Below are 13,154 nucleotides of genomic sequence, written 5' to 3'. Positions count from 1 at the left end.
GGCCGAATGCCGCCGCTGCGCTATGCCGGGTCTCTGCGTGAGGAGACCGGGCGTGGCGATGGCGAAAGACGGGCGTGAAGAGGCGGAGCGCGCGCCCCGGCGCGGCCGGCCGAGGTCGATCGAGACCACCAACGCCATCCTCGAAAGCGCCTATGCGCTGATGGCGACCACCGGCCTTGCCGCCACCACCATCGATGCGATCGCGCGCCACTCCAGCGTGTCGAAGATGACGATCTACAAATGGTGGCCGTCGCGGGAAGCGCTATTGATCGACGCCTTCCTCCATCATGCCGCACAGATGCTGCCGCTGCCGCCCGCGAGCGCCGGGACGCCCGCGGCGCGCGCGCGGCGCCACGCCGTCGCCTATGCCGAGGCGCTCCAGGGCGAGTTCGGCAAGGTCCAGCTTGCCGTCGTCTCCGAATGCATCTCCAAGACCGGCTCGGCCGAGCTGTTCTACGCCCGGTACCTGCAATTCCGCCGCGACGCGCTGGTGGACATGATCGCTGCCGGCCAGAAGGACGGCAGCATTCAGGCCGAGGGTCCCCCTGAGAATCTCTATGACGCGATCTACGGCAGCCTGTTCTACCGCTACATCTTCGGTATCGCGCCGATCACACCTGGCTACGCGCGCAGCCTCGTCGATCTGGTGTTGCGACCGAAAGGTTAGCGCACCGGCCTGACCGGCGCCGAGATCCTGTCGGTGCGGTCGCGCTCGGTCATGTCGACCACCGTCTCCATCGGCGCGGTCAATTCATAGACGTAGGAAACGTCGGTGAAGAAGCGCTTGGCGGTGCCCCCCAGCGCCTCGGGCGCGACGCGGTCGAGCAGGATCAGGCCGAAATCGGAATCGGGTCGGCGCGTCGCCTCGCTGGTGTTGAACTCCTCCCAGCGAAAATGGAAGACCTCGTGGCCGTCTTCGCCGGTCACCGTCCAGTTGGCGGTAATGTGCGGGTGCTTGCCGACCAGCGACAGGCCCTCGTCGGAATGCGAGGCGAGCTCGAAGAACAGCAGCGACAGGCTCTGCGCCGCACGCGCGCTGACCGCGATGTCGGGACCGGTGACCGCGATGCGATCGGCATGCGGGATCGCGCGCGCCTCGAACAGGCCCTTCAACTTGACACCTTGCCACTGGCTCTCGCTGAGCAGCGAGACCACGTTGGACATGGCGTGGATGCGCCCGATCAGGAGCTCGCGCGCGATGTCGATGTCCGAGCCGTGGCGCAAGGTGCGCGTCACGATCGATTGGATCACCGCCAGGATGTTCTTGACGCGGTGATTGAGCTCGTCGATGACCGCGGTCAACCGCCGCTCGAAGCCGATCCTGACCTGGATCTCCCGGCTGAGCCGCAGATTGTTGTAGGCGACATAACCGAACAGGCCGCACACCATTGCGGTGATGGCAAAGCCGATCGCCGCCACGATGATCGCGGTCTGCTCGGCACGGCGCACCGAATTGGTCTTCGCGTAATAGCCGAGCTGCCAGTCGCGGCCGCCGAAGCTCACCGTGCGCGTCGCCGACGGCGCCGGCCCGTCCGCCGCCATCCGCGTCGAGACCACGCCCTGATCGTTGGCGATCAGCTCGCCGCCGTCCTTGCGCGGATCCCTGAGCGCCACCGCGAACAGCGACATGTCGTCATTGGCCAGCATCAGCGAGGCGAGCTCGTAGGAAAATGTGACGAAGCCGGCCGGCTCCGTCGCGCCTTCGGGAACGACGGGCGCGGCCACGATGATGCCGACCGGACCGTTGCCGCGGATCAACGGCACCGGGTCCGAGGCAACCGACCTCTTTTCGGCGCGCGCGCGCGTCAGCATCGCGCTGCGAACCGGATCCTGATCGTAGCTGCGGCCGGGCAACGTCCTGGTCTCGTTGCTGCGCGGCTCGAGATCCAGCAGCACGTCGATCGGCTGGGTGACATCGGCAGGATTGATCGGCCTGTCGTCAAACGAGCGGATCCGCGGATTCGGGAAGCCGGCGCCGGCGATGGCGGCCTGCGCCGCCGCAAGCTCGTTCGGCTTCAGCCGGGCGACCCAGCCGGCCACCACGAAGTCGGTCTTGAAGGCGTAGATCGCCGAGCGCAGCGGCTCCAGCATGTTCGGCTTGATCACCGACGGCGCGCGGAACAGGCCCGAGGCGACACGCGCGAGCAGCTCCCGCTCGGTCAAGCGGTCCTGAACCAGGCTCGCATGCACGTCGATCGCGCGCGCCAGCGCGATCCGGTCCAGCGCCAGCTCCTGGTCGTGGACGCGATAAGCCGCAAGCCCGGAGAGCAAGGCCCCGAGCAGAGCGATGAAGCCGATGATGAAACCCAGCCTGACCACGCGATTACTCAGGCGAAAGCAGGAGGTCGGCAATGAACACGGAGCACATGAACGCCGCTCGAACGGCCACAGGCCGAAGCAGGGTAAACCCCAGTGGCGGAGATAATGAAGGAGGAGGCATCGGTACGCAACTTGGTCGCCTGAAAAGCTTAATCCGCCCGGCCGATGGTGTGGCCGGGATGAATTCGCCCCGGGCGCCGGAGGTAGTTAATCGCCGTGTCCGAAATTTGTTCCATCGGTTGCGGCGCGGCCAAGGCGTTAACGGCGAAAAGTGCCTGCGCCAACTGGTCGCGTCCGGTCAACCAGCCCGTTTCAGACCGCCTTTGGCCTCGATGAAGCCGACGATTCGGTCGAGCCCCTCGCTTTTCTTGAGGTTGGTCATGACGAAGGGACGTTCGCCGCGCATGCGCCTGGCGTCCGTCTCCATCTTCTCCAGGGAGGCGCCGACATGGGGCGCAAGGTCGGTTTTGTTGATGACCAGGAGGTCGGAGCGGGTGATGCCGGGGCCGCCCTTGGACGGGATCTTGTCGCCGGCGGCGACGTCGATGACGTAGATGGTGAGGTCGGCCAGCTCCGGGGAAAAAGTGGCAGCGAGATTGTCGCCGCCGGATTCGATCAGAACGAGGTCAAGTCCGGGAAACTTGGCACGCATGTCCGCGACCGCAGCGAGATTCATCGAGGCATCCTCGCGGATCGCGGTGTGCGGACAACCGCCGGTCTCGACACCGGCGATGCGATCCGGCGTCAGCGATCCCGAACGCACCAGGAACTCCGCATCCCATTTGGTGTAGATGTCGTTGGTGATCGCCGCAATGTCATAGCGCTCGCGCATGGTCTTGCAGAGCAGGTCCATCAGCGCGGTCTTGCCCGACCCGACCGGACCGCCGACACCGACACGCAAGGGACCGTGAGATTTCGCCATGTGACTTGTTCTCTCCTGATGAGTTGACGGCCGCACCGCTCACGACCGAAACAAGCGGGTATATTGCGTCTCATGCCGCAAGCTGGCGAGATCGGCGCGAAACGTTGCGCTGCCGAGATCATCCAAGGTTGCCTTCAACGCGCGATTGGCGGTGGCAGCGACGGCGGCTTCCAGTCTCACCAGCACACGCTGGCTATCGGTCTGGCCGAGCGGAATGAGCCGGCTCGCCGCAGAAATCCAGTTCGAGACCAGCGCATGCAGGAAGGCGTGCAGCGTCGGCGCCAGCGGCACGGCGTGCCTCGCGGCAACGACACCGACAGCGACGGGATAGACCAATGGCCCGCTGCATGCCGCGACCGTGGCATCCAGTCCGTCGGCATCCCACGCGGCGCGGGCGATGTCGATGAAGGCACGGCCCTGCGAGGTCGTCTCCAGCTGCCGCTCGCGCGACGGCACGAAGGCGCTCGCGAGCTCGGCGATCTCGTTCAAAGCGGCCGTCTCGCCCGATTCCGTGGCGCGATAGGCGTGGACCAGAAACGTCGCGTCGCAGAAGCCGGAGCCGTCGGCGAGCATCGCATCGAGCCAATCCGCCAGCGTCGTCGTGTCGGTGACGTCGCCGGCCTCGACCGCCCATTCGATGCCGCTGGAATAGGAGAAGCCGCCGACCGGGAACGCCGGCGAGAGCCACGTCATCAGCCGGTACAGCGCCGCCGCCTCGCCCTCGGCGAGATCACCGGTGCCGACCGGCTCATTCGTGGTCATGAGCATGCTTGTGGCCGTGATGGTGATCGGGATGATCGCAATGCTCGTCATGGTGATGGTGGTGCTCGTGGCCATGGTCGTGCGAGCCATGGTGGTGGCCATGGTCATGGTGATGGTGGTCGTGATCGTGATGCGCATGGTCGTTTCCATGCGCGTGGCCGGCATCGGCATAAGCGCCGCCTTCGGGATCGAACGGCGCCTCGATCTCGATCACGCGCGCGCCGAGGCCCTTCACCATCGCCTCGATGACGTGATCGCGGCGGATGCGCAGGGCCTTGGCCATGATCTGGGTCGGCAGATGACGATTGCCGAGATGCCAGCCGACGCGGACGAGGTGGTGCGGATCGCGGCCGCGGATTTCCAGCAGCGGCTCGGGCGCCGCGACCACCTCGATCAGCCTTCCGTCCTCCAGCACCAGCGCATCACCGCCGCGCAGCGCGACGGCATGCTCCAGGTCGAGCAGGAACTCGAGGCCACGCGTTCCGGTCATCGCCATGCGGCGGCGGTGCCGGTCGTCGAAATCGAGCACAACCGTATCCGCTGGCGCTTCCGTGAAGCGGTGCTGTCCCCTGACCTGCGTCGCCCGTATCATGCGTCGTACCTCTTTACCGCGTTTCGACTTTCTCGGGCGTGATGTATTCGATCTTCGGCGGCGCCGTGAAGCATTTCACCGCCACGCGGCCGAACGTCTTCATGTGCTCGGCAGCGCGATGCGGCCCCAGCGCCTCCATATTCTCCCACTGCTCGACGAACACCATCTTGGCAGGGTCCGTGACGCTCTCGTGCAAATCGTAGGCGATATTGCCGGGCTCCTTCCGCGTCTCCTTGATGCAGGCGATGGCGGCCGCGATGAATTCGGCGCGCGTCTCGGGCTTGATGGTCAGGGTGGCAACGACGTAGATCACGAGAAATCCTCCCGGCTTTTCTTCTGAAGGTTACGATACCGGGCGGGACATTAGACCAGGCGGGACCGAACGCAAAACCGCAAAAAGCCGTCCCCGGACCCTCGCCTGGGACATGCGTTGAGGCGCTATTTCAGTACATGAAATATCGCTGCGCCATCGGCAGCACCTCCGCCGGAGCGCAGGTCAGGAGCTCGCCATCGGCGCGCACTTCATAGGTTTCCGGATCGACCTCGATCTTGGGCGTCGCGTCGTTGTGGATCATGCTCTTCTTGGAGATCTTGCCGCGGGTGTTCTGGACGGCATAGAGCTTCTTCTCGATGCCGAGCTTGCGCGCGAGGCCACCGGTGATCGCGGCTTTCGACGTGAACACCACCGAGGATGCCGTGCGCGCCTTGCCGAACGCGCCGAACATCGGCTGGTAGTGCACCGGCTGCGGCGTCGGAATCGAGGCGTTGGGATCGCCCATGGGCGCCGCGACGATGGTGCCGCCCTTGACGATGCAATCCGGCTTGACGCCGAAGAAGGCCGGCGACCACAGAACGAGATCGGCAAGCTTGCCCTTCTCCACCGAGCCGATCAGCTTCGACACGCCGTGGGCGATCGCGGGGTTGATCGTATATTTCGCGATGTAGCGCTTGACGCGAAAATTGTCGTTGTCCTTGCCCTTGTCCTGCGGCAACGCTCCGCGCTGCTTCTTCATCTTGTCGGCGGTCTGCCAGGTGCGGATGATGACCTCGCCGAGGCGGCCCATGGCCTGCGAGTCCGACGACATCATCGAGAGCGCGCCGAGATCGTGCAGGATGTCCTCGGCCGCGATCGTCTCCTTGCGGATGCGGCTTTCGGCGAACGCCAGATCTTCAGCAATCGAGGGATCGAGATGGTGGCACACCATCAGCATGTCCAGATGCTCGTCGATGGTGTTGCGGGTGAAGGGGCGCGTGGGGTTGGTCGAGGACGGCAGCACGTTCTTGAGGCCGGCGACCTTGATGATGTCAGGGGCATGGCCGCCGCCGGCGCCTTCGGTGTGGAAGGCGTGGATGGTGCGGCCCTTGAAGGCCTTGATCGTGTCCTCGACGAAGCCGGATTCGTTCAGCGTGTCGGTGTGGATCATCACCTGGATGTCGTGATCGTCGGCCACCGACAGGCAATTGTCGATCGCGGCCGGCGTGGTGCCCCAGTCCTCGTGCAGCTTCAGCGCACAGGCGCCACCCTTGATCATCTCGACCAGCGCGGCGGGGCGCGAGGCGTTGCCCTTGCCGGAAATGCCGAGATTGACCGGGAAGGCGTCGAACGACTGAATCATCCGTCCCATGTGCCACGGCCCCGGCGTGCAGGTGGTGGCGAAGGTGCCGTGCGACGGGCCGGTGCCGCCGCCCAGCATCGAGGTGACGCCGCTCATCAGCGCGTGCTCGATCTGCTGCGGACAGATGAAATGGATGTGGCTGTCGAAGCCGCCGGCCGTGAGGATCTTGCCCTCACCCGCGATCACGTCGGTGCCGGGGCCGATGATGATGGTGACGCCGGGCTGGATGTCGGGATTGCCGGCCTTGCCGATGCCAGCGATCATGCCGTCCTTGATGGCGACGTCGGCCTTCACGATGCCCCAGTGATCGACGATCAGCGCATTGGTGATGACGGTGTCGGCCGCGCCCTGCCTGTTCGTCACCTGCGACTGCCCCATGCCGTCGCGGATCACCTTGCCGCCGCCGAACTTCACCTCCTCGCCGTAGCTGGTGAAGTCCTTCTCGACCTCGATGATGAGGTCGGTGTCGGCCAGCCGCACCTTGTCGCCGGTGGTCGGGCCGAACATGTCGGCATAGACGGAACGTTTCATTTTGACGGACATCACAAGCCCCGTTTGTGAATGAATGTCTGGTTGGTCACAGCAAGGCCCTTGCTGCTTTCACGGCATCATCGAATTTTTCGTCGAGCCACGCATTGCCGCCGCGGCACCCCGCCACGACCTGCGTGGCCCAGGCGATATAGTCGGCGAGATCCTCGCGCTCCCCAGCACTCGGATCGGTTTGAATGCGCGCGCCCGTATTGCTGATCTTGTCGGCGATCTTGATCAGCTTGGCGCCCTGCGATTTGTGGGGCGCATCCTCGATCTGCTTCTGCCGCCGCTTCGCTTTCGGCAAGCTCATGTCGTCGGTGCACTCGGCGACGAGCGAGGCGGTGCGTTCGGAAAATCTCTGCGCGAGCTCCTCGCGCGTGGTGTCGGTGTCCTCGATGGTGTCGTGCAGCCAGCCGGCCGCGACCAGCTCGGCGTCGGCCCCGTTGGTCGCGGTGGCGAGCAGGTTCGCGACCTCGGCGAGATGATTGATATAGGGCTCGTTGCCGCGACCCTTGCGCGCCATACCGTTATGGCGCTGCGCGGCGAGCTCGGCAGCTTCCGAGACGAGGCGGATTGATGAGAGCATGGAAAATATCTCCGTTTCCGCCTCAACCATGCCGCGCCGCGCTCGTTCCTGCGGAGGTCACAGCTTGCCCATCACGTCGCCGCGGAAGCCGTAGATCGTCTTCTTGCCGCCCATCGCGACGAGCTGGACGTCGCGGGTCTGGCCGGGCTCGAAGCGGACGGCGGTGCCGGCGGCGATGTCGAGCCGCATGCCGCGGGCCTTCTTGCGGTCGAATTTCAGCGCGGGGTTGGTCTCGAAGAAATGATAGTGCGAGCCGACCTGGATCGGGCGGTCGCCGGTATTGGCCACGGTCAAGGTCACGGTCTTGCGGCCGGCATTGAGCTCGATCTCGCCGTCCTGGATGAAGAGTTCGCCGGGGATCATGCTCTCGCTCCTACCTGATCGGCTGATGCACGGTGACGAGCTTGGTGCCGTCGGGAAAGGTCGCCTCGACCTGGATGTCGTGGATCATCTCGGGGATGCCCGGCATCACCTGGTCGCGGGTCAGCACTTGCGCGCCCGACTGCATCAGCTCGGCGACGGTGCGGCCGTCACGCGCGCCTTCCAGAATGAAGTCGGAGATGATCGCGATCGCCTCGGGATGGTTGAGCTTGACGCCGCGATCCAGCCGGCGGCGAGCCACGATCGCCGCCATCGAGATCAAAAGCTTGTCCTTTTCGCGCGGAGACAGATTCATGCGACATCTCTTCCGTTCAACACGTCAATTCAACCGGTCTAGTTCAGCCAGAGCCGCGGCAGGGCCGCACCGGTGCGCGCCAGCACCGTCATCATATCGGCGCGCAAGCGCGCAGCATCTTGGGCACAGAACCGCGCCATTGCAAACCCATTCCAGGCCGAGATTCCGACCTCGCCGGAGAACGATTCCGACGCCTCCCGGATGCGCTCGACCAGGGTCTCGTCGCCGGGCACGATCAGGGCTGTGCCGATCGCCGCGCCACCTCTGGCGACCGCGGGCCGTGCAAGCTTGGCACCGATATCGCCGTCGAGCCGGACCGTCTCGGCGAACACCAGCCGCCCGCCGCGGCGCAGCCGCCAGCGGTCGATGAACTCGCCCTGCTCCATCCGCTCACCCATGGCGATGCGGCCGAACACCACGATCTCGCACAGCAGGAGCGAGGCCGCCTCATCGAGATCGATGTCGAAGCGGCGCTGCACGCGGGCACGGTCGAACAGAATCGTCTCCTGGGGCAGCCAGGCAAGATGCGCGCCCGCACCGACCTTCAGGGCGATGTTAAGCTGCGCCGCCGCTCCGGGCGTGCGATAGACCTTTTCGGCGGCCGCACTGGTCAGCGTCAGCCGCGCTCCATCTGCCGCCGCTATTTCGATATCGAAGCGATCGCCGCCGGCAACACCGCCGGCCGTGTTGACGAACACGCCGGACAAGCCCTGATCTTCCGGCGAGGGAAAGCGTACGCGGAGCGAACCGGATTCATGCAAGGCGCCGCGCCGCGTCACGCCATCGCGCGTATGCACGTCGAATTGCACCGCGCCACGGGCACGGTTTGCCTCGAACACGGTGGATGTGACTGACAATTCGCTGCGCATCCGCCTCCCCCAGCCGGTCGCGGCAGAATGGCCTACAGCGCCATCTGTCGGCTGATCTCGCCCGGATCGAGATTGGAGCGGTCGCAGGTGAACTTCACCGCGCCGCGATCCATCACCGCGAAACTGTCGCCGAGTTCGCAGGCAAAGTCGAGATATTGTTCGACCAGCACGATGGCGATGTTGCCGAGATTGCGCAGGTAAGAGATGGCGCGGCCGATGTCCTTGATGATCGAGGGCTGGATGCCTTCGGTGGGCTCGTCGAGCAAAAGCAGCTTTGGCCGCATCACCAGCGCGCGGCCGATCGCGAGCTGCTGCTGCTGGCCGCCGGAGAGGTCGCCGCCGCGCCGGCCGAGCATGGATTGCAGCACCGGAAACAGCGAGAACACGTCGTCCGGAATGTGCTTGTCCTCGCGCTTGAGCGGACCGAAACCGGTTTTGAGGTTCTCCTCGACCGTCAGCAGCGGAAAGATCTCGCGGCCCTGCGGCACGAAGCCGATGCCCTTGCGCGCGCGCTCATAGGGCTTCAGGCCGGTGATGTCGCTGCCGTCGAGCATGATCGCGCCCGAGGAGATCGGATATTGCCCGACCATGGCGCGCAACAGCGAGGTCTTGCCGACGCCGTTGCGCCCGAGCACGCACGTGACCTTGCCGGGCTCGGCCGAGATCGAGACGCCGCGCAGCGCCTGCGCCGCGCCGTAGAACAGGTTGATGTCCTTGACCTCAAGCATCGCTCAGCGTCCCAGATAGACTTCGATGACCCGCTCGTTGGACGAGACCTGGTCGATGGTCCCTTCCGCGAGCACCGTGCCTTCGTGCAGGCAGGTGACCTTGACGCCCAGCTCGCGCACGAAGGTCATGTCGTGCTCGACCACCATGACGGTGTGGGTCTTGTTGATTTGCTTCAGCAGCTCGGCGGTGAGGTGTGTTTCGACGTCGGTCATCCCCGCGACGGGCTCGTCGACCAGCAGCAGCTTCGGATCCTGCGCCAGCAGCATGCCGATCTCGAGCCATTGCTTCTGGCCATGGCTGAGGCCGCCGGCGAGGCGGTTGCGGGCATCGGTGAGGCGGATCGTCTCCAGCACCTTGTCGATGCGCTCGGACTCCGCCTTGCTGCCGCGCCAGAACAGCGTGCCACGGACCGAGTGGTCGACATTGAGCGCCAGCAGCAAATTGTCCTGCACGGTCTGGCTCTCGAATACGGTCGGCTTCTGGAATTTGCGGCCGATGCCGAGCTCGGCGATGCGGGTCTCGTCGAGCCGCGTCAGGTCGGTGACGCCGTCGAACAGCACGGTGCCTTCGTCCGGCTTGGTCTTGCCGGTGATGATGTCCATCATCGTGGTCTTGCCGGCGCCGTTCGGGCCGATGATGGCGCGCATCTCGCCGGGCGCGAGCGTCAGCGACAGATTGTTGATGGCGTGGAAGCCGTCGAAGGAGACGTGCACGCCGTCCAGATAGAGCATCGCGGAGGTCGCGCGGGTGTCCATGACGTTCATGACCGCTTACTCCGCCATCTTGGGTTCGGTGACGCCGTCTTCAGCCGCGGCACTCACGGAGGCCGCGGCGCGTTTTTCCTTCGACGAATCCCACCAGGCATTGAAGGTGCCGACGATGCCCTTCGGCAGCAGCAGGGTCACGAGGATGAACAGCGCCCCCAACATGAACAGCCAATAGGGAGCCAGCACGCCGGACGTGAAGAATGTCTTGGCGTAATTGACGACGACGGCGCCGAGCGCCGCGCCGACCAGCGTGCCGCGGCCGCCGACCGCGACCCAGATCACCGCCTCGATCGAATTGCCCGGCGCGAATTCGGATGGGTTGATGATGCCGACCTGCGGCACATAGAGCGCGCCGGCGACGCCGGCCATGCAGGCCGACACCGTGAACACGAACAGCTTGTAGGATTCGACGCGGTAGCCGAGGAAGCGCGTGCGCGATTCCGCATCGCGCACCGCGATCAAGACCTTGCCGAGCTTGGAGGAGACGATGGCGCGGCAGATCAGAAAACCGACGATCAGCGCCAGGCAGCTCAGCGCGAACAGCGCCGCGCGCGTCCCCTCCGCCTGCACGTTGAAGCCGAGGATGTCCTTGAAGTCGGTCAGGCCATTGTTGCCGCCGAAGCCGAAATCGTTGCGGAAGAAGGCAAGCAGCAGCGCATACGTCATCGCCTGGGTGATGATCGACAGATAGACGCCGGTGACGCGGGAGCGGAAGGCGAGCCAGCCGAAGCAGAAGGCGAGCAGGCCGGGCACGACCAGCACCATCAGCGCGGCGAACCAGAACATGTCGAAGCCGTACCAGTACCAGGGCAGCTTCTCCCAGTTCAGGAACACCATGAAGTCGGGCAGGATCGGATTGCCGTAGACGCCGCGGGTGCCGATCTGCCGCATCAGGTACATGCCCATGGCGTAACCGCCGAGCGCGAAGAAGGCGCCGTGGCCGAGCGAGAGGATGCCGCAATAGCCCCAGATCAGGTCGATCGCGAGCGCCAGAATGGCGTAGCAGACATACTTGCCCCAGAGCGCGACGAGATAGGTCGGCACCTGCAGGAACGAGCCGGCGGGCAGCAGCAGGTTGGAGAGCGGGATGAGGATGCCGCAGGCGGCGACGATTGCAAGAAAGATCGTCGCGCCGCGGTCCAGCGATCGCGTCAGCATGTGAGGGGTCATGCTTCCACCGCACGGCCCTTGAGCGCGAACAGGCCGCGCGGCCGCTTTTGAATGAACAGGATGATGAGAACGAGGATCGCGATCTTGCCGAGCACGGCGCCGGCGACCGGCTCCAGGAACTTGTTGGCGATGCCGAGCGTGAAGGCGCCGACCAGCGTGCCCCAGAGATTGCCGACGCCGCCGAACACCACGACCATGAAGCTGTCGATGATGTAGCTCTGGCCGAGATTGGGGCTGACATTGTCGATCTGCGACAGCGCCACGCCGGCAATGCCGGCAATGCCCGAGCCGAGGCCAAATGTGAGCGCGTCGACGCGCGAGGTGGCGATGCCCATCGAGGCCGCCATCCGGCGGTTCTGAGTCACCGCGCGCATCTCGAGCCCGAGCGCGGTGTAGCGCAGCATCGCGAGCAGGATTCCGAACACGGCGAGCGTGAAGACGAGGATCCAGAGCCGGTTATAGGTGATGGTGATCTGGCCGAGCTCGAACGCGCCGCTCATCCAGGAGGGGTTGCCGACCTCGCGGTTGGTCGGGCCGAACATGGTGCGCACCGCCTGCTGCAGCACCAGCGACAGGCCCCAGGTCGCCAGCAAGGTCTCCAGCGGCCGGCCGTAGAGGAAGCGGATGATGCTGCGCTCGATCAGGACGCCGATCGCGCCGGCGACGAGGAAGGCGAGCGGCACGGCAATCAACAGCGAATAGTCGAACAGGCCGGGATAGCGGGTGCGGATCACCTCCTGCACCATGAAGGTGGTGTAGGCCCCGATCATCACCATCTCGCCATGCGCCATGTTGATGACGCCCATCACGCCGAAGGTGATGGCGAGCCCGATCGCGGCGAGCAGCAACACCGAGCCGAGCGAGAGGCCGTACCAGGCGTTCTGCACCATCGACCAGACCGCGAGCGAGTTCTGGATCGAGCCGATTGCGCTCGCGGCGGCCTTGGCGACCGAGGCCGGCTGCTCGCCCATGCCGGTGAGCAGCGCCAGCGCCTCCTGGTCGCCCCGCGCCTTGAGAGTGGCGACCGCTTCGAGCTTCTCGACCTCGGTGGCGTCGGACTTGAACAGCAGGATCGCGGCGCGGGCCTCGCCCAGCGCCGTCTTGACGGACTTGTTGGCCTCCTTGGCAAGCGCGGCATCGACCGCCTCGAGCGCGGACTCCTCGTGCGACTTGAAGACGGACTGCGCGGCCTGCAGGCGCGTTCCGACGTCCGGCGACTGCAGCGTCAGGCTGCCGAGCGCGGCATCGACGCTGCGGCGCAGGCGGTTGTTGAGGCGAACCGCGCTCGCACTGTCGGGAACGCTGGCGACGGCCTCGCCGGTCGCAGCGTCGATCGACTTGCCGTCGACACCGGTGACGTAGACCTTCTTGCTGTCAGGATCGGCCATCAGACGGCCGTCCTGAAGCGCACTGATGATCGGGAAAGCCAGCTTGTTGCCGCTGCCCGCGATCACGCCGATCGCCTCTTCCGTATCGGAAAAATCGTCATTGGCGAATTTGGCGACCGCATCCTCGAACGGACCGGCGAAGGCCGGCAGCGCGAACGCGATCAGAAACAACGAGAGTGCGAGCGAACAGAGACGGGCGGACAAATGGGCTGGCACTGTGAATGACC

At 65.3% G+C, this 13,154-nt stretch carries 15 protein-coding genes; 1 reads left to right on the top strand and 14 read right to left on the bottom strand.

What is annotated here, in order from left to right:
* Window positions 1–58 precede the first annotated feature (58 nt).
* Window positions 59–667 carry a TetR/AcrR family transcriptional regulator gene (locus tag BDOA9_RS10925; RefSeq protein WP_192859651.1) on the top strand — a complete coding sequence of 203 codons (609 nt, stop codon included), beginning with the start codon at window positions 59–61 and terminating at the stop codon, window positions 665–667.
* Here BDOA9_RS10925 and BDOA9_RS10920 read toward each other — a convergent pair.
* From BDOA9_RS10920 to urtB, 14 genes are all read right to left on the bottom strand, one after another.
* The gene (locus BDOA9_RS10920) at window positions 664–2,319 is read right to left on the bottom strand and encodes a CHASE domain-containing protein (protein ID WP_025033976.1); all 1,656 of its coding nucleotides are present in this window, start codon (window positions 2,317–2,319) and stop codon (window positions 664–666) included. The genes BDOA9_RS10925 and BDOA9_RS10920 overlap by 4 nt on opposite strands.
* Before the next feature lie 298 nt (window positions 2,320–2,617).
* Complete coding sequence (gene ureG, locus BDOA9_RS10915; protein WP_025033975.1) at window positions 2,618–3,241, bottom strand: urease accessory protein UreG; 624 nt, start codon at window positions 3,239–3,241, stop codon at window positions 2,618–2,620.
* Window positions 3,242–3,280: 39 nt separating this feature from the next.
* Window positions 3,281–4,009, bottom strand: coding sequence for an urease accessory protein UreF (locus BDOA9_RS10910; protein WP_025033974.1), 729 nt, complete (start codon window positions 4,007–4,009; stop codon window positions 3,281–3,283).
* On the bottom strand, window positions 3,990–4,595 hold the full coding sequence (locus BDOA9_RS10905; RefSeq protein WP_025033973.1) for an urease accessory protein UreE: 606 nt from the start codon (window positions 4,593–4,595) through the stop codon (window positions 3,990–3,992). The genes BDOA9_RS10910 and BDOA9_RS10905 overlap by 20 nt, the downstream gene beginning before the upstream one ends.
* A 13-nt stretch (window positions 4,596–4,608) precedes the next feature.
* Window positions 4,609–4,908 (bottom strand): putative quinol monooxygenase, encoded by a 300-nt coding sequence (locus BDOA9_RS10900; RefSeq protein WP_025033972.1) that lies wholly within the window; start codon window positions 4,906–4,908, stop codon window positions 4,609–4,611.
* Between the two features lie 130 nt (window positions 4,909–5,038).
* Window positions 5,039–6,754 carry an urease subunit alpha gene (ureC, locus tag BDOA9_RS10895; RefSeq protein WP_025033971.1) on the bottom strand — a complete coding sequence of 572 codons (1,716 nt, stop codon included), beginning with the start codon at window positions 6,752–6,754 and terminating at the stop codon, window positions 5,039–5,041.
* Window positions 6,755–6,788: 34 nt separating this feature from the next.
* The gene (locus BDOA9_RS10890) at window positions 6,789–7,328 is read right to left on the bottom strand and encodes an HD domain-containing protein (RefSeq protein WP_025033970.1); all 540 of its coding nucleotides are present in this window, start codon (window positions 7,326–7,328) and stop codon (window positions 6,789–6,791) included.
* A 57-nt stretch (window positions 7,329–7,385) separates the two neighbouring features.
* Window positions 7,386–7,691, bottom strand: a complete 306-nt coding sequence (locus BDOA9_RS10885) for an urease subunit beta (protein WP_025033969.1) — start codon at window positions 7,689–7,691, stop codon at window positions 7,386–7,388.
* A 10-nt stretch (window positions 7,692–7,701) separates the two neighbouring features.
* Complete coding sequence (locus BDOA9_RS10880; protein ID WP_025033968.1) at window positions 7,702–8,004, bottom strand: urease subunit gamma; 303 nt, start codon at window positions 8,002–8,004, stop codon at window positions 7,702–7,704.
* Between the two features lie 38 nt (window positions 8,005–8,042).
* Entirely contained in the window at window positions 8,043–8,861 is an 819-nt protein-coding gene (locus BDOA9_RS10875) for an urease accessory protein UreD (RefSeq protein WP_445291807.1), read from the bottom strand.
* Between the two features lie 44 nt (window positions 8,862–8,905).
* Window positions 8,906–9,601, bottom strand: a complete 696-nt coding sequence (gene urtE / locus BDOA9_RS10870; RefSeq protein ID WP_025033966.1) for an urea ABC transporter ATP-binding subunit UrtE — start codon at window positions 9,599–9,601, stop codon at window positions 8,906–8,908.
* Window positions 9,602–9,604: 3 nt separating this feature from the next.
* On the bottom strand, window positions 9,605–10,366 hold the full coding sequence (gene urtD / locus BDOA9_RS10865; RefSeq protein WP_025033965.1) for an urea ABC transporter ATP-binding protein UrtD: 762 nt from the start codon (window positions 10,364–10,366) through the stop codon (window positions 9,605–9,607).
* Window positions 10,367–10,372: 6 nt separating this feature from the next.
* On the bottom strand, window positions 10,373–11,539 hold the full coding sequence (gene urtC, locus BDOA9_RS10860) for an urea ABC transporter permease subunit UrtC (protein ID WP_025033964.1): 1,167 nt from the start codon (window positions 11,537–11,539) through the stop codon (window positions 10,373–10,375).
* Window positions 11,536–13,143, bottom strand: a complete 1,608-nt coding sequence (gene urtB / locus BDOA9_RS10855; protein ID WP_025033963.1) for an urea ABC transporter permease subunit UrtB — start codon at window positions 13,141–13,143, stop codon at window positions 11,536–11,538. Before urtB ends, urtC begins: the two co-directional genes overlap by 4 nt.
* Between the last annotated feature and the right edge of the window lie 11 nt (window positions 13,144–13,154).

It is taken from the genome of Bradyrhizobium sp. DOA9 (assembly GCF_000617845.2).
Taxonomy (GTDB): domain Bacteria; phylum Pseudomonadota; class Alphaproteobacteria; order Rhizobiales; family Xanthobacteraceae; genus Bradyrhizobium.
This window is presented reverse-complemented; position numbering and strand designations above follow the sequence as displayed.